At 59.7% G+C, this 15,711-nt stretch carries 13 protein-coding genes; 11 read left to right on the top strand and 2 right to left on the bottom strand.

The features are described 5' to 3' along the window. The first annotated feature begins 111 nt into the window (after nt 1–111). Both fbaA and LOH53_RS04120 read left to right on the top strand, forming a co-directional pair. The gene (gene fbaA / locus LOH53_RS04115) at nt 112–1,134 is read left to right on the top strand and encodes a class II fructose-bisphosphate aldolase (RefSeq protein WP_230066461.1); all 1,023 of its coding nucleotides are present in this window, start codon (nt 112–114) and stop codon (nt 1,132–1,134) included. 1 nt (nt 1,135) lies between these two features. Further along, the gene (locus LOH53_RS04120; protein ID WP_230066462.1) at nt 1,136–1,561 is read left to right on the top strand and encodes a DUF3151 domain-containing protein; all 426 of its coding nucleotides are present in this window, start codon (nt 1,136–1,138) and stop codon (nt 1,559–1,561) included. A 926-nt stretch (nt 1,562–2,487) separates the two neighbouring features. Here LOH53_RS04120 and LOH53_RS04125 read toward each other — a convergent pair. Then, nucleotides 2,488–3,498: a LacI family DNA-binding transcriptional regulator gene (locus LOH53_RS04125; RefSeq protein WP_230066463.1), complete on the bottom strand. Its 1,011-nt coding sequence runs from the start codon at nt 3,496–3,498 to the stop codon at nt 2,488–2,490. 235 nt (nt 3,499–3,733) lie between these two features. Between LOH53_RS04125 and LOH53_RS04130 the strand changes: the two genes are divergently transcribed. The 9 genes from LOH53_RS04130 (at nt 3,734) to LOH53_RS04170 (ending at nt 15,117) form a co-directional block, all read left to right on the top strand. After that, nucleotides 3,734–5,272 (top strand): sugar ABC transporter ATP-binding protein, encoded by a 1,539-nt coding sequence (locus LOH53_RS04130; protein WP_230066464.1) that lies wholly within the window; start codon nt 3,734–3,736, stop codon nt 5,270–5,272. Then, the gene (locus LOH53_RS04135; protein WP_230066465.1) at nt 5,269–6,315 is read left to right on the top strand and encodes an ABC transporter permease; all 1,047 of its coding nucleotides are present in this window, start codon (nt 5,269–5,271) and stop codon (nt 6,313–6,315) included. Before LOH53_RS04130 ends, LOH53_RS04135 begins: the two co-directional genes overlap by 4 nt. Further along, nucleotides 6,308–7,381 (top strand): ABC transporter permease, encoded by a 1,074-nt coding sequence (locus LOH53_RS04140; RefSeq protein ID WP_230066466.1) that lies wholly within the window; start codon nt 6,308–6,310, stop codon nt 7,379–7,381. The genes LOH53_RS04135 and LOH53_RS04140 overlap by 8 nt, the downstream gene beginning before the upstream one ends. A gap of 49 nt (nt 7,382–7,430) precedes the next feature. Beyond that, nucleotides 7,431–8,489 (top strand): rhamnose ABC transporter substrate-binding protein, encoded by a 1,059-nt coding sequence (gene rhaS / locus LOH53_RS04145; protein WP_230066467.1) that lies wholly within the window; start codon nt 7,431–7,433, stop codon nt 8,487–8,489. Nucleotides 8,490–8,610: 121 nt separating this feature from the next. After that, a complete protein-coding gene (locus tag LOH53_RS04150; RefSeq protein ID WP_230066468.1) occupies nt 8,611–10,059 on the top strand; it encodes an L-fucose/L-arabinose isomerase family protein in 1,449 nt (482 codons plus the stop codon). Continuing rightward, the gene (locus LOH53_RS04155) at nt 10,056–10,433 is read left to right on the top strand and encodes an L-rhamnose mutarotase (RefSeq protein WP_268250953.1); all 378 of its coding nucleotides are present in this window, start codon (nt 10,056–10,058) and stop codon (nt 10,431–10,433) included. The genes LOH53_RS04150 and LOH53_RS04155 overlap by 4 nt, the downstream gene beginning before the upstream one ends. Nucleotide 10,434: 1 nt before the next feature. After that, the gene (rhaI, locus tag LOH53_RS04160) at nt 10,435–11,601 is read left to right on the top strand and encodes an L-rhamnose isomerase (protein ID WP_230066469.1); all 1,167 of its coding nucleotides are present in this window, start codon (nt 10,435–10,437) and stop codon (nt 11,599–11,601) included. Between the two features lie 4 nt (nt 11,602–11,605). Beyond that, the gene (locus LOH53_RS04165; RefSeq protein WP_230066470.1) at nt 11,606–13,642 is read left to right on the top strand and encodes a bifunctional aldolase/short-chain dehydrogenase; all 2,037 of its coding nucleotides are present in this window, start codon (nt 11,606–11,608) and stop codon (nt 13,640–13,642) included. Continuing rightward, nucleotides 13,639–15,117: a rhamnulokinase gene (locus tag LOH53_RS04170; protein WP_230066471.1), complete on the top strand. Its 1,479-nt coding sequence runs from the start codon at nt 13,639–13,641 to the stop codon at nt 15,115–15,117. The genes LOH53_RS04165 and LOH53_RS04170 overlap by 4 nt, the downstream gene beginning before the upstream one ends. 317 nt (nt 15,118–15,434) lie before the next feature. On the opposite strand, the gene LOH53_RS16990 is transcribed toward LOH53_RS04170, so the two are convergent. Beyond that, nucleotides 15,435–15,695: a PLD nuclease N-terminal domain-containing protein gene (locus LOH53_RS16990; RefSeq protein WP_376991431.1), complete on the bottom strand. Its 261-nt coding sequence runs from the start codon at nt 15,693–15,695 to the stop codon at nt 15,435–15,437. Between the last annotated feature and the right edge of the window lie 16 nt (nt 15,696–15,711).

The following is a 15,711-nucleotide window of genomic DNA, read 5'->3' on the forward strand; positions in this document are numbered from 1 at the left end:
AATTAGCTTCATCTAGTTCGCCACTGTGGACTCAATCGCTAGGATGGGAGCAGTCATAGGAGGGCGGCACCAGGGCCTGCCCCTTTGCACCATAGCCACTAGGAGCTTTTGATGCCCATCGCAACACCGGATAAGTATGCAGAAATGATCGACCGCGCCAAGGCTGGCAGCTTTGCCTACCCGGCGGTCAACGTCACGTCCTCCCAGACGCTGAACGCAACGCTCCAAGGTTTTGCCGATGCCGGAACTGACGGCATCATCCAGGTCTCCACTGGTGGCGCAGCCTACTGGTCCGGTGCCAGCGTGAAGGACATGGTGACGGGCTCTCTGGGGTTCGCAGCATTTGCCCGCGAAGTCGCTAAAAACTACCCGATTAACGTGGCCCTGCACACGGACCACTGCCCCAAGGACAAGCTTGACGGATTTGTGCTGCCCCTGCTGGCTGCATCAGAAGCCGAGGTGAAGGCGGGCCGCGACCCGATCTTCAACTCCCACATGTGGGACGGTTCGCATGAATCTCTTGAGGAGAATCTGCGCATTGGTCGTGAGCTGCTGGCCCGCACGCACGCAGCCCACATGATTCTTGAAGTTGAGATCGGTGCTGTTGGTGGGGAGGAAGACGGCGTTGAAAATGCCATCAACGACAAACTGTATTCAACCGTTGCTGACGGTTTGGCCACGGTTGAGGCGCTGGGCTCAGGAGAGCATGGCCGGTACATTACTGCCCTAACTTTCGGTAATGTGCACGGGGTCTACAAGGCCGGTAACGTTAAACTGCGCCCGGAGATCCTCAAGGAAATCCAGGCCGCCGTTGGTGCCAAGTTGGGCAAGGAAAGTCCTTTTGACCTGGTTTTCCATGGTGGCTCCGGCTCTTCCGCGAAAGAAATCTCGGATGCGGTTTCCTACGGCGTGATCAAGATGAACATCGACACGGACACCCAGTACGCCTACACGCGCCCGGTGGCTGACCACATGTTCACCAATTACAACGGCGTCTTGAAGATTGACGGCGGTGTTGGCAACAAGAAGACATACGACCCGCGCGTGTGGGGCGCATCAGCTGAAAAGGGCCTGGCCGCCCGCGTAGTGGAAGCTGCAGAGCAGCTCGGCTCCGCAGGCAAGACGAGCAACTAATATGAGCGAAGATTTCCGTCGAAACCTCATGGGGCCAGAACCTACATTTCTTCCAGCTGAAGAGGACGTTGACGCGCGCCTTGCGGCAGGGGAGGAAGCTGTTGATCTGGCGGCTAAGCATCCTACGTCGTCGCTTTTATGGGCGATTTTAGCTGACGAGGCATATTCAGAGGGCCGGACTATTGAGTCCTACGCCTATGCCCGCACTGGCTACCACCGTGGCTTGGATGCACTGCGTCGCAACGGTTGGCGCGGCACGGGCCCGGTCCCGTATTCCCATGATGGCAATCACGGGTTCCTGCGCTCGCTGTATGCGTTAGGACGTGCCGCCGGCGCTATCGGTGAATCCGACGAGGCAGCGCGCATCACGAAGTTCTTAGATGATTCGGACCCGCTTGCTCAGGCCGCGATCGAGGCTGCGCTCTAAAGTTCCACGGAAAGTGCCGCCGATCCCAGGAAAATGCCACCGCTACAGCGGCAGTATTGATTCCTAGGATCGGCGGCACTTTTTTATTTGGACGGGATCAATTCTGACTTTGGGCGAATCAATGACGACGACACCATCGTGGAAGTGCGCAGCTCACTGTTGGAGCAAAGCAATCCTTGCATCGCCGGCAGATGGATGAGTCCGTCGCTGTCGCCAAACACATCGAACTTCTGTCCCTGCCCAGACGGCGATCGCCCATGCCCAATAAGAAACGATCCATCCACTTCCAGACGGACCTGCCAGAGTCAGCCGCGCACGTATCCAAGGGATGCTGTGGGGGCAGCGCAACACAACTTGGTATCTCGCCCGTCAACGCCCTGGTTACGATCAATCGTGCTGTTGATACTGACATCCTGACGGAAGTCTTGGAAAGAAGCCCAACCGTAATCGGTTGGCAAGGGATATTTCCAGGGTTCTTGACGAATTCGGCGTCCGGACCAAGTGGCGCCTAAGGCGCCATTCCGTTGTAGGCGATAACGCCGTGGCCGGGCTGATTCGGTACTAAAAGAGCCACTTGAGTGACTTCTCCTCTTGATTCAACATACAGACGGACCCAAGTAACATGTTCGTGCTGCTCTCCAAGGGATCCATGACAAGGCCTAAACCAAAAAACAAAAGTTCTATGCCAACTGGATTGAAGTGGCGCTGCGGTATTTAGCGCACACTAGGGGAGTCCGCACAGAACGCTATGAGAATGTTACGGACGCTGTGCTTCAAGTTCCGGGAATGGTGCAGATGGCGTGTGAGAACCAGAATGACCGCACGTTCTGTGACCATTCAACCGCTGGCGTCTGGGCTCCGCCGGTGAACCAAGGCTGAGTTAACCGGACAAGAGCGTCGTTCCTGCCTAGAACCGGTAGGGGGGGTCAGCCCCGTGTTGAAGCCCTAACCACGAGCTCCGGAGGAAACACCACACGGCTGGTTTTGAAACCGGGCTCCGCACTGACTTCTTGCAAAAGCAACTCCAGTGCAGTGGATCCGATCAAGGCGCTGGGCTGGCGGATCGAGGAGAGCGGGACCACCGCGGCCGAGGCGAACTCTATGTCGTCGTAACCGATCAATGCTATCTCCTGCGGTACTTGGACCGTACCCATCAGCATTAGGGCTTGAAGGATGCCAACGGCAAGCAAATCGTTAGCCGCAAAAATCGCGTCGGGGCGCTCCTCAACGGGCCGGTTCCGGATAGCTTCACCCGCGGCCCTCCCAGAGAGGACAGTCAGGGAATCGGGTTCTATGACTTCAAGCGTTGCGTCAAAAACCTCCTTGATGGCCTTGCGTGCGCCGGTGAGACGATCTGCAACCTGGCGGATGGAGGAGGGTCCTCCCACGAACACAATTCGACGCCGGCCCAGTGACAACAGGTGCCGTACAGCCATTTCGCCGCCCGCAACGTTGTCCACGCCGACGGATGAAAAACTCGCGTTGTCCGACACTCGGTCCACGAGAACAGTGGGGATGCCCCGGCGGCGCAATTGCTCCAGCCTCGAGAGAATGTCGCCCACAGGCGAGAGGAGGATGCCGAGCACACGCTGTTGCTCAAAGAGGCCCAGATAGGAGGCCTCCCGGCGCTCATCGTCGCTGCTGTTGCCTACCAAGACGGAGAAGCCTTTGGCCGCTGCGCTGTCCTCTGCACCCCGGGCTAAATCGGTGAAAAAGGGGTTTGCAGCATCCAAGACCACCAATCCGATGCTGTGACTCATGCCTGCGCGTAGTTGGCGGGCGGCATCATTTCGGACAAAACCGAGTTTCTCGATGGCCATCTGAACTTTGGTCATGACCGCCGGCGACACTTTTTCCGGCCGATTGAGCACATTAGAGACCGTTCCTACTGATACGCCGGCCAATGCAGCGACGTCCTTGACGCTGGCTGAAAGCATTTTGGGGGCTCCTGGGTTAGTTCCCGCCCCGAAGGAGGAACGGGCGGGCCTGATGGAAACACTGAAATCAGAATACCTTGTCTGCGCCCTATTGAACCCCTTGATTGAAACGAATCATAATATGTTCCTTGTGCTATTGACGCTTCCATCGCGATGGTTCTATGATTTGAATCACAGCTCGTAATGAAACGATTCATTACTAACTTCACACGGCCCCAAAGGTGCGGTTCAATCTATGCAGCAAACAGACAGTACAAGGTCCGGCCCTCTACGGGAGGAGCCAGCCCTCACACTCATCCATGCAGCCAAGACTTTCGGCCCGGTGGTTGCCCTTGCCGACGGAACCATTGAGATTCTCCCCGGGGAAATTCACGCACTAGTCGGGGAAAACGGTGCCGGCAAGTCCACGCTGGTGAAAATTCTGGCAGGACTCCACCGCCCGGATTCGGGAGACTTCCGGGTCGCTGGGGAAAGCGTTCAGTTCCGCAGCGTGGGTGACAGCAAGGAGGCCAAGATCTCGGTCATCTACCAGGAGCCAACGCTCTTTCCCGACCTCAGCGTTGCCGAGAACATCTTCATTGGCCGCCAGCCCAAGGGCCGGTTCGGGCTGATTAGCCGCTCTGCCATGGTCAAGGAGGCAGCTCGCCTTTTTGAACGGCTCGGCGTCCCGATTGATCCGACCCGCATTGCTGAAGGGCTGTCCATTGCCGACCAGCAAATCATCGAAATCGCTAAGGCCATCTCGCTAGATGCAAAGGTGCTTGTCATGGACGAGCCCACAGCCGCCCTCAGCGGCGTCGAGGTGGACCGACTGTTCGCCGTCGCTCGCAGCCTGCGTGAGAAGGGGACTGGCATCCTGTTCATCTCACACCGCTTCGAGGAAGTATTCGAACTGTGCGACCGGATCACAGTGATGCGGGACGGACGCTATATCGCGACCCACCAAACCGTCGACGTCACGGTAGAAGAAATTGTCAAGGAGATGGTCGGGCGCGATATTGGCGCGCTCTTCCCCAAGACCGAAGCCGAGATTGGCGGCGTGGTCCTTGAAGTTGAGCAGCTCAGCCGGGCCGGGGTCTTCAAAGACATCAGCTTCCAAGTCCGCTCCGGGGAGATCGTTGCTCTCGCCGGCCTGGTCGGTGCCGGGCGCACAGAGGTAGCCAGAGCCGTATTCGGGATCGACCCGTACGACGCCGGCGCCATCACCTTTGAGGGACGCAGGCTAAAGGCCCGCGACCCACAGGCGTCCATCACAGCAGGTATGGGGTTTGTTCCGGAGGACCGCCGCAAGCAGGGACTGGTCATGGAACTGTCTGTGGCCCGGAATGTGACGCTGACGTTGCGCAACAAGTTCACCACGGCCGGACTGATCAATGGAGCCGCCGAACGCCGCGCCGCCAAGCACTGGAGTGAACGCCTCCATGTCAAGACAGGCTCCCTGGAGCATCCAGTCTCCACACTCTCCGGCGGCAACCAGCAAAAAGTGGTACTCGCCAAGTGGCTGGCCACCGAACCACGGCTGCTGATCATCGACGAACCCACCCGCGGCATTGACGTGGGGACCAAGAGTGAGGTCCACCGGCTGATCTCGGAACTGGCAGGACGCGGGATCGCGATTTTGATGATCTCCTCCGAATTGCCTGAGGTCCTGGGCATGGCAGACAAGGTTCTAGTCATGCGCGAGGGCCAAATCACCGCAGAACTCAACCGTGCGGACGCAAATCCGGAATCTATTATGCATGCCGCCACGTCTACCGCGGGAGGAACCCCATGAGCTCTGCCCTGGACAGCAGGAAAGCACCAACCAGGCAGCCAGTGTCCCGTGGCTGGGCGGCCACCGCCTCGGTGCTGCGGCTCCGCGAGCTTCCCGTACTCATTGCTTTGAGCGTCCTAGTGATTGTCACCTACCTGATCAACCCGCTCTTCCTGAGCGCACAAGGTGTCAAGGACCTACTGCTCAATGCCACGATTATCATGATCCTGGCAGTGGGGCAGACGCTGCTGATCGTCACCAGGAACATCGACCTCTCCGTGGGCTCCATTTTGGGCTTGGTGGCCTTCGGCACGGGATCCATTTTCGCGGCGATGCCGAACATCCCGATCATTGCCGTCTTCGGCATCGGCATGGCCTTCGGTGTGGTGCTCGGAGCCGTCAACGGCATCCTCGTGACAGTTGCCAAAGTACCTGCCCTGGTTATTACTCTCGGCACGCTCTACGTGTTCCGCGGCCTCAACAACGCCTGGGCTGGAGGTAAGCAATACTTCGCTGGAGACAGACCGGACGCCTTCGGTGGTCTCTCCGTGGACACGTTTCTGGGCTTCCCCATCATCACCCTGGTGGCCGTCGTCGTCGTCATCGCGGTGGCACTGTACATGTCCGGCACTCGGGCAGGCAGGGATCTGTATGCTATTGGCTCCGACCCTGAGGCTGCAAAGGCGTTTGGCATCAAAGTCTCCAAACGCGTGCTCCTGGCGTTCCTAGCCAATGGGGCGCTAGCCGGTCTGGCCGGCGTTCTCTACGCAAGTCGTTTCAACTCGGTGGGCGCCACCACCGGCACCGGCATGGAACTGACTGTGATTGCAGCCGCCGTCGTGGGTGGCGTGGCCATCTTTGGCGGCAGTGGCTCCGTCACAGGTGCGGCGCTCGGTGCCCTGCTTCTGACCACCATCACCTCTTCGCTGACAGCTGTCCGGGTGGACAAGTTCTGGCAGCAGGCAATCGTCGGCATCCTGATCTTGGCCGCCATCATCATCGACCGCTTGGCCAGCCTGCGCACAGCCAAGAAACTGCGGATTAGCGAGGCCCGGAATGTCTGAGACCACCACGCCCACAAGCAACGCCCCTGCACCGGAGGCGCCGCTCACTAGAAGTCCGTCCACCACGCCGTGGCGCAAGACGAGAACGGCGAAGTTACTGGCAAGCCGCGACGCCATCACCATCTACGCCTTAGTGGCATTTCTGATCTACGCGAGCATCAGCATCCCTCGGTTCGCGTCTCCTGTCACTACCGGTTTCCTGCTATTAGACGTCATCCCGGTCCTTTTGATTGCCATGCCGATGACACTGATCATCATCACGGGTGAAATTGATTTGTCTGTGGCCAGCATTGCAGGCCTGACCAGCGCCACCATGGGCGTTCTCTGGGCCGGCGGCATGAACATTTGGCTAGTGCTAGCGGTCAGCGTGCTCGTTGGAGTTGCCTGCGGCATGTTCAACGGCTTCCTGATTGCTGTGCTGGGGCTGCCATCACTGGCCGTCACGATCGGCACCTTGGCGCTTTTCCGTGGACTGGCGCTCGTGACCATCGGAGACAACGCCGTGGCCAATTTCCCCAAGCCACTGACAGCGTTCTTCACCTCCAAACTGGGCGCGACGGGCATCCCCACCGTGATGATCGGCGTCCTCGTGGTCATCATCGCCTTTGGGGTGCTGCTGCACTTCACTCCGTTTGGACGCGGCCTCTTCGGCATGGGCTATAGCAAGGAAGCCGCCGCCTTTGTGGGAATCAAGGTGGCCCGGAGCAAGTTCTGGCTCTACGTGGCATCTGGAGCAGTTTCGGCTCTTGCCGGGATCTTCTGGACGCTGCGCTACACCAGCGCCCGCAGCGACAACGCCACCGGCCTGGAACTGGCCGTCATTGCGGCCGTCCTGCTCGGCGGGGTGTCTATATTCGGCGGCAAGGGCTCCATTCTCGGGGTTTTGGCCGGCGTTCTACTGATCGGCTCCCTCAACTATGCGCTGCGCCTGGGGCGCGTATCCGACGTCGTCCTCATCACTGTGACGGGCCTGCTGCTCATCCTCTCCGTGGTGGCCCCCAGCATCGGCTCCGCCATCAGAGGGTGGCGGCACACCCGCCGTGTTCGCCGCAGCACCGAACCATAACCCAAGCTGACCAAAACTCCACGTCACCACAATAATCGAAGGAAAACCAATGATGTTTGACCGTAAGAAATCCCCGCGATCGTCCCGCCTGGCGTCCCTCGTCGCCGTCACTGCAGTGGTATCCATGGCCCTGACTGCCTGCGGCGGCTCAGGCACTCCCGCCAGCAGCGGCGAGGCGGCGGGCGGGGATGCAACCATCACTTTCATCCCCAAGCAGCTGAATAACCCGTACACGGATGTTGTCCTAGCTGGAGGCAAAAAAGGCGCCAAAGAGGCTGGTTTCTCCTCCTCGAACGTGGTGGGCCCGTTGGAAGCCTCCGCTTCCAGCCAAGTCTCCTTCATCAATGCCGAGACGCAGGCAGGCACCAATGTGATTGTGATTGCAGCCAATGACCCCGATGCCGTGTGCACCGCCTTGGGTGAAGCCCGCTCTGCCGGAGCAAAGATTGTCGCCTTCGACTCCGACACCAAACCAGAATGCCGCGACGTATTTATCAGTCAGGTGGTGGCCAAGGACGTTGCATTGATCCAGACCAAGCTCATCTCCGAGCAGATTGGGGGCAGCGGTGAGATTGCCATCCTGTCGGCCACCGCGAACGCCACGAACCAGAACGAGTGGATCAAGTTCATGGAGGAAGAGCTTAAGAGCAATCCGGCCTACAAAGACATCAAGCTGGTAGCCAAGGTCTACGGCGATGACAATGACACCAAGTCATTCCAGGAAGCTCAAGGTCTCATGCAGGCCCATCCCAACCTCAAGGGGATCATCTCACCCACCACGGTTGGCATCGCAGCCACCGCCCGCTACCTCTCCACCTCCGCCTACAAGGGCAAGGTGGCCCTGACCGGGCTGGGACTGCCCAATGAAATGCGGCCGTTCGTCAAGGATGGAACCGTCAAGGAGTTCGCGCTCTGGGATCCGGCGCAGCTGGGCTACGTTGCCTCCTTCGCCGGCAAGGCACTCAAGGACGGAAAGATCACAGGCAAGGCTGGGGACACCTTCACCGCCGGTGAACTGGGCGAACGCAAGGTCCAGGACGGCGGCCTTGTCATCGTCGGTCCGCCCACAGTGTTCAACGCCGCGAACATCGACAAGTACAACTTCTAGGCCGCGTGGCCGGGTGGGTCGCTGAGAGCCCACCCGGCACAACCGCCGTGCGACCCACCCGGCTTTCCTCGAACCCGAGTTCCTTTTTCATGCCGAACTTCATGCCGAAAGGCCCCACACCATGAACCACATTCAACCCGCGACGGCGCTGTTGACGCAGCACCGACGCAGGCCCACCCGGATCGGCCTGGTCTCCGGCGGCTTAGGGGCGTACTGGCCCCAGTTTCCTCAGCTGCGGCCCCAATTGCAGGATTCCGTCAGCTATGTAACCGCCCGCTTCGAAGCCCTCGAAGCAGACGTAGTGGACACCGGTTTCATCTCCGACGCCGAAGAAGCCGCGGTTGCCGGGGAGACGTTGCGTGTGGCTGATTGTGACTTGATAGTCATCTTCTTGACGACATATCTGACCTCATCGATGGTGCTGCCCATTGCCCAGCGGGCCAAGACGCCTGTCCTTGTGATCGACCTGCAGCCAACCGAGGCCATGGACCATGCTTCTTTTGACACCGGCAAATGGCTTGCTTACTGCGGTCAGTGCCCGGTGCCGGAGGTTGCAAATGTTTTCCGGCGAGCAGGGATCGACTTTCGTTCCGTCTCCGGGCATCTTAAGCAGGAATCCGCCTGGGCTCGAATCACCCAATGGGTGCATGCTGCCGGCGTTCGAGGGAGGCTTCGCAATGCCCGGCACGGGTTGATGGGGCACCTGTACCCCGGAATGCTGGATGTCGCCACCGATCTGACAACCGTCTCAACAACGTTTGGCTCCCATGTGGAAGTGCTCGAATTTGACGACCTGCGGGAGCGGGTCAATGAGGTGACGCCGGCCCAGGTCGCCGAACGACTGGACCTTGCCCGTGAACTTTTTGTCGTGGATGACTCCGTGGACCACGATGATTTTTCTTGGGGTGCCAAGGTGTCCGTGGGCTTGGACCGCCTAGTGGAAGACTTCAACCTAGACTCACTGGCCTACTACCACCGTGGATTGGCCGGCGAGCAGCACGAACGACTGGGTGCCGGGATGATTCTGGGTGCTTCCATCCTCACGGCCCGGGGAGTCCCGATGGCCGGCGAGTTTGAGCTGCGCACCTCTATCGCCATGCTCGCCGCCCAAGCCATAGGCGCGGGCGGCTCGTTCACCGAAATCCAGGCCCTGAACTTCCACGACAATGTGGTGGAGATGGGGCACGATGGACCCGCACACTTGGCCGTGTCCGCGAAAGACCCACTGCTGCGCGGGCTGGGCGTCTACCATGGCAAGCGAGGCTGGGGAGTGTCGGTGGAATTCGACGTTCAGCACGGACCCGCCACCGCCTTCGGCTTGGGCCAGGACCCGGACGGCAGCTACGTCTTCGTCACCTCGGAAGGCGTGGTGGTTCCAGGACCGTTGCTGGCCATCGGCAACACCACTTCACGTGTTGACTTTGGCGGGGACCCCGGGCTGTGGGTGGACGAGTGGAGCCAGACCGGGATCGGCCACCACTGGGCGTTGTGCCTGGGTCACAGAGCCAAGGACTTCGGAGCTGCGGCGTCCCTGCTGGGCATTGAACACCGGCACGTGGTGCTCTCATGAGCCTGGTGCGGGTCTGCTTCACGCTTCAGCTCAAAGTCGAGTGCATCGAGGAATATAAGCACAGGCACGCGGCCGTGTGGCCAGAGATGTTGGTGACCCTCAAGGCGGCTGGCTGGCACAACTACTCGCTGTTCCTGCGCCCCGACGGGCTGCTGATTGGCTACTTCGAAACTACTAGTCTGCACCAAGCGCAGGCGCAAATGGCGGCCACTGACGTCAACGCCCGCTGGCAGGCCGATATGGCCGGCTTCTTCGAGGATCTTGACGGAGCACCAGACGAGGACTTCGCGCAACTTGATGAGGTATTCAATCTCGAGGACCAACTCGCCGCCTTGGCGCCAGCACCCAACCACTTCACAACCAAAGGAGACTGACGTGCCTATCCCCACCGACGTTTTGACCCAGCTCGAACACCAAAGCATCGAATTGCCTTCGTGGGCGTTCGGTAACTCCGGCACCCGCTTCAAAGTCTTCGCGACGCCGGGAACCCCCCGCACCATCGAGGAAAAGATTGCCGACGCCGCACAGGTCAACGCCCTTACTGGGTTGGCGCCAGCCGTGGCCCTCCACATTCCGTGGGACAAGGTGGGGGACTACACCGTGCTGGCGGACTATGCGGGGGAGCTGGGCGTAAAGCTGGGCACTGTCAACTCGAACACCTTTCAGGACGATGACTACAAGTTTGGCAGTCTCACCCATAGTGATCCCGCTATACGGTCCAAGGCAATCGACCACATGTACGAATGCCTTGAGGTGATGGATGCCACCGGTTCTCGTGACTTGAAGATCTGGTTGGCTGACGGTACTAACTATCCGGGCCAAGGGGACATCCGGGCTCGGCAAGACTGGCTGGCCGACTCCCTATCAAAGGTCTACGATCGGCTTGGCGACGAACAGCGTCTGGTTCTGGAGTACAAGTTCTTTGAGCCGGCTTTCTATCACACCGATGTCCCGGACTGGGGCACTTCCTACGTCCACTGCGCAGCTCTGGGCGAGAAGGCGCTGGTCTGTCTGGACACCGGGCACCACGCCCCTGGCACCAACATCGAGTTCATCGTGGCGCAGTTGCTGCGCTTGGGCAAGCTCGGTTCCTTTGACTTCAACTCCCGCTTCTATGCCGACGACGACTTGATTGTGGGTGCTGCCGATCCGTTCCAGTTGTTCAGGATCATGCATGAGGTGATCCGTGGCGGTGGCCTGGACCCGGCCAACAACGTGGCCTTCATGCTGGACCAGTGCCACAATGTTGAAGGCAAGATCCCCGGCCAGATTCGTTCCGTGCTCAACGTTCAGGAAATGACAGCCAGAGCGCTCTTGGTGGACACCACAGCGCTGAATGCGGCGCAAAATTCCGGCGACGTGCTGGCTGCCAACGCCGTGCTGATGGACGCGTTTTACACGGATGTCCGCGCAAACCTGGCCGAGTGGCGGGAGTCTCGCGGCCTGCCCGCCGACCCAACGGCAGCCTTTGCCGCCAGCGGCTACCAAGAGAAGATCAACGTGGACCGACAAGGCGGCCAGCAGGCCGGATGGGGAGCATAACGCCATGACACATCCAGTTGTTGGGCAACTGATTGCCCGTTCCAATCGCTTAGGTGCAGACAAGCGAAACACCAACTATGCCGGTGGCAATACCTCGGCCAAGGGCACCGCGACCGACCCAGTCACCGGGGAGCCGGTGGAGCTCTTGTGGGTCAAAGGCTCCGGCGGAGACTTGGGCACGCTGCGCGAAGAGGGTTTGGCGGTGCTGCGTCTGGACCGCATGCGCGCACTGGTCAACACCTACCAGGGTGTTGACCAGGAGGACGAGATGGTGGCTGCCTTTGATTACTGTCTGCACGGGAAAGGCGGTGCCGTGCCGTCGATCGACACAGCCATGCACGGCCTGGTCGATGCTGCCCACGTTGACCACCTTCACCCGGACTCGGGCATTGCGATTGCCACGGCGGCAGACGGCGAGAAACTAACGGCTGTAATCTTTGGCACCAAAGTGGCATGGGTGCCGTGGCGGCGTCCCGGCTTCCAGCTGGGCCTAGACATTGCCGCCATCAAAGCCAACAACCCGGATGCAATCGGTACTATCTTAGGCGGCCACGGGATCACGGCATGGGGTGAAAGCAGCGAAGAAGCGGAAGCGAACTCGCGCTGGATCATTGAAACAGCTGAGCAGTACATCAACGCCAATGGTCGCAAAAACCCGTTCGGCGAGGCGTTGCCCGGCTACGGCGCATTGGTCGAGGCTGAGCGCCGGGCCAAGGCCGCCGCACTGGCCCCGACCATCCGCGGCTTAGCGTCCACCGATAGTGCCGTCGTGGGCCACTTCAGCGACGACGCGGCCGTGCTTGATTTCCTGGCTTCGGCCGAGCACTTGCGTTTGGGTGCTCTGGGGACCAGCTGCCCCGACCATTTCTTGCGCACCAAGATCAAGCCACTCATCTTGGATTTGCCGGCGGATGCCTCGGTGGAGGACTCCATTGCCCGACTGAAGAAACAACACGCTGAGTATCGTGTGGATTATGCGGCGTATTACAAGCGCAACGCGGTGGCTGATTCCCCATCCATGCGGGGCGCGGACCCGGCGATTGTGATGGTGCCAGGCGTGGGCATGTTCGCCTTTGGGGCCAACAAACAGACGGCTCGGGTTGCCAGCGAGTTTTATCTCAACGCCATTAACGTCATGCGCGGTGCGGAAGCACTCTCCAGCTACGAGCCAATCAGCGAGGCCGAGAAGTTCCGGATCGAGTACTGGTCCCTAGAAGAGGCCAAGCTGGCACGCCTGCCCAAGCCCAAGTCTCACGCCAGCCGGATCGCGCTGGTGACGGGTTCGGCGTCGGGCATCGGAAAGGCTATAGCAACCCGCCTTGCCGCGGAAGGTGCCTGCGTGGTCATTGCGGACCTCAACCTCGAAGCAGCGCAGGCCGTCGCATTAGAGCTGGGCGGCCCTGACGTGGCCATTGGCTTTCGCGCAGACGTCACCGACGAGGCAGCCGTGCAAGCCGCAGTCGATGCAGCGGTGCTGGCCTTTGGTGGACTGGACTTGGTGGTCAATAATGCCGGGCTTTCCATCTCCAAGCCGTTGCTGGAAACTACGGAAAAGGACTGGGACCTGCAGCACAACGTCATGGCTAAGGGCTCCTTTTTGGTCTCCAAGGCAGCCGCAAAGGTTCTCATCGAGCAGGCCATGGGTGGGGATATCATTTACATCTCCTCGAAAAACTCGGTTTTTGCCGGTCCGAATAACATCGCCTACTCGGCCACCAAAGCCGATCAGGCTCACCAAGTGCGTCTGCTTGCAGCTGAATTGGGTGAGTACGGTGTCCGTGTAAACGGCATCAACCCCGACGGCGTGGTCCGAGGCTCAGGTATTTTTGCTGGTGGTTGGGGAGCTAAACGTGCGGCCGTGTACGGGGTGGAGGAGGAAAAGCTGGGTGAGTACTACGCGCAGCGGACCCTCCTTAAGCGCGAGGTATTGCCGGAGAACGTGGCCAATGCCGCCGCCGTGCTCACCTCCTCTGAACTTTCACACACGACGGGTCTGCACATCCCGGTCGACGCCGGCGTGGCAGCAGCCTTCTTGCGATGAGTGACCTGTTTGCTGCAATCGACATTGGGGCGTCCTCTGGGCGTGTCATTGTCGGGCACATTTCGGAATACGAAGTTGACCTGCATGTGGTGCACCGCTTCCCAAACGGTGTCATCGAGACCAACGGCAGCCTGCACTGGGATTTCGATGGGCTGTTTGCCGAGGTTCTGGTGGGGCTCGCCGCGGCGGCGGAGCACGCCACTGCCATGGATGGGCAGATTACTAGCATCGGGATCGATACCTGGGCGGTGGACTATGGGCTTGTTGATATCCGCGGGAAGATGGAAGGACGACCATTTAGCTATCGGGACGACCGTGGGACCCGGCACGTTGCCGAGGTTCACGAGCTCATCAACCCGGAACGGCTCTACGAAACCACTGGCTTACAGCACCTGCCGTTCAACACCATTTACCAGCTTGCCGCCGAGCAGGATCTAAGCGGCCGGCAGGCATTGCTGATCCCGGACCTCATCACATTCGCATTGACGGGTGTCCGACGCAGCGAAGCCACCAACGCCTCCACAACAGGGCTCTTTGGCGCCGTGTCAGGGGAGTTGGTTGGAGAGTTCCTCGCTATCCTTGACCTGCCCGCTGACTTGTTTGCACCGTTGATCCAACCAGGAGAAACCATCGGCAAGCTCAGCTTGGACATCGCCGCAAGGACAGGGCTTCTCGCAACAACCATAGTGGTGGCGGTGGCCAGCCATGACACAGCTTCCGCCGTCGTCGCCATACCTGCTGCGACCAAGAAATTCGCTTTCATCTCCTCCGGTACTTGGTCCTTGGTCGGGGTGGAACTTCAAAAGCCGGTCCTCACGGAAGCGAGCAGGTTGGCGAACTTCACCAATGAGCGCGGCGTGGATGGCACCATCCGCTACCTTCGCAACGTCGGGGGACTGTGGCTACTCAGCGAGTCTGTGCGCAGCTGGTCTGGTGAAACACCCGGCTCCGGAGCCCCGGTCCGACAGTTTGACCTGCCTACGTTATTGGATCTGGCCGCTGCAGAGCCCGGCAACGGACCGCTGATAAACGTAGATTCCGACGAGTTTATCGCCCCAGGAAACATGCCAGCGCGGATCAGAGCCGCTGTGAGTGCAACGGGAAGAGACCTTGGGGCCGGGGAGGCCGCCGTGGTCCGCTGTATTCTGGACAGCTTGGCCGCCACTTACGCCCGCACCATTCGCGAGGCCGCGGAACTGTCAGGACAGGGCGTGGAGGTCATACACATTGTTGGTGGCGGCTCACAAAATAGACTCCTGTGCCAGCTCACAGCTAATACGACCGGGCTGGTCGTTATCGCCGGACCGGTGGAAGCCACTGCGCTGGGGAATATCCTGGTCCAGGCTCGCGCCGCCGGTGCTGCACCCGCATCTCTCGTCGGACTGCGGGCAATCGTGGCCGCCAGTCACACCACCAGACGCTATGAACCCGTGGACGAAAGTGTCTTGTCTGCGAAAACGGATTACGTTCACTAACTGCTTGGCGGAACAGCTGGTCTTGGGGCGTGTTGCTCGTGGAAGGGAGGCGGGCTTCGTGCGATTCTTGAAACGATCTACTAGAGTACGTTGTGAAAGAGGACTTAAGCGATCACTGCACCCTCGAGGATCGATCTTGCCTGTTTCCTATGAGATCAGATCAACATGCGCCCCAGATTCGGCGCGATCTATGTTAACAATCATCATCTGCGCCTGTTGAGCTACGAAGATAACGCCGTGTGCGGCGCCCGTTCCTAGGTGCGGACGCAGTCCGCAAATCCTGACCACACGGCTCTTGCGAGCCATGCTTTTTAGACTCAGGATGGCATTGAGCGAATAGGCCTTGCAGTCTTTCGTCCTCCGATGAACCAGAAAATGGGGCCGATGAAGGGCAAGAGAAAGACGATCAGAACCCACATTACGACGCGAGGAGGGGGTTGATTCTTTGTCCGAGCGATACTTATCAAAGATGCGACAAGCAGCACGAGCAACGCTAGTGATAGCGCAAACTGCAATAGCACCCACTGTGTTGGAACGACCGGATCAGCACTCGCTGATCTAATGAATGTTTTGAGCATGTTTCCCCCAAAATGT

This window comes from Arthrobacter cryoconiti, from assembly GCF_020905375.1.
GTDB classification, from domain to species: domain Bacteria; phylum Actinomycetota; class Actinomycetes; order Actinomycetales; family Micrococcaceae; genus Specibacter; species Specibacter cryoconiti.

Coding starts and splice junctions, on each gene's coding strand:
- LOH53_RS04130 (WP_230066464.1), top strand. CDS start 3,734: ATGCAGCAAACAGACAGTACAAGGTCCGGCCCTCTACGGGAGGAGCCA.
- LOH53_RS04135 (WP_230066465.1), top strand. CDS start 5,269: ATGAGCTCTGCCCTGGACAGCAGGAAAGCACCAACCAGGCAGCCAGTG.
- LOH53_RS04155 (WP_268250953.1), top strand. CDS start 10,056: ATGAGCCTGGTGCGGGTCTGCTTCACGCTTCAGCTCAAAGTCGAGTGC.
- rhaS (WP_230066467.1), top strand. CDS start 7,431: ATGATGTTTGACCGTAAGAAATCCCCGCGATCGTCCCGCCTGGCGTCC.
- LOH53_RS04140 (WP_230066466.1), top strand. CDS start 6,308: ATGTCTGAGACCACCACGCCCACAAGCAACGCCCCTGCACCGGAGGCG.
- LOH53_RS04120 (WP_230066462.1), top strand. CDS start 1,136: ATGAGCGAAGATTTCCGTCGAAACCTCATGGGGCCAGAACCTACATTT.
- LOH53_RS16990 (WP_376991431.1), bottom strand. CDS start 15,695: ATGCTCAAAACATTCATTAGATCAGCGAGTGCTGATCCGGTCGTTCCA.
- fbaA (WP_230066461.1), top strand. CDS start 112: ATGCCCATCGCAACACCGGATAAGTATGCAGAAATGATCGACCGCGCC.
- LOH53_RS04125 (WP_230066463.1), bottom strand. CDS start 3,498: ATGCTTTCAGCCAGCGTCAAGGACGTCGCTGCATTGGCCGGCGTATCA.
- LOH53_RS04150 (WP_230066468.1), top strand. CDS start 8,611: ATGAACCACATTCAACCCGCGACGGCGCTGTTGACGCAGCACCGACGC.
- LOH53_RS04170 (WP_230066471.1), top strand. CDS start 13,639: ATGAGTGACCTGTTTGCTGCAATCGACATTGGGGCGTCCTCTGGGCGT.
- LOH53_RS04165 (WP_230066470.1), top strand. CDS start 11,606: ATGACACATCCAGTTGTTGGGCAACTGATTGCCCGTTCCAATCGCTTA.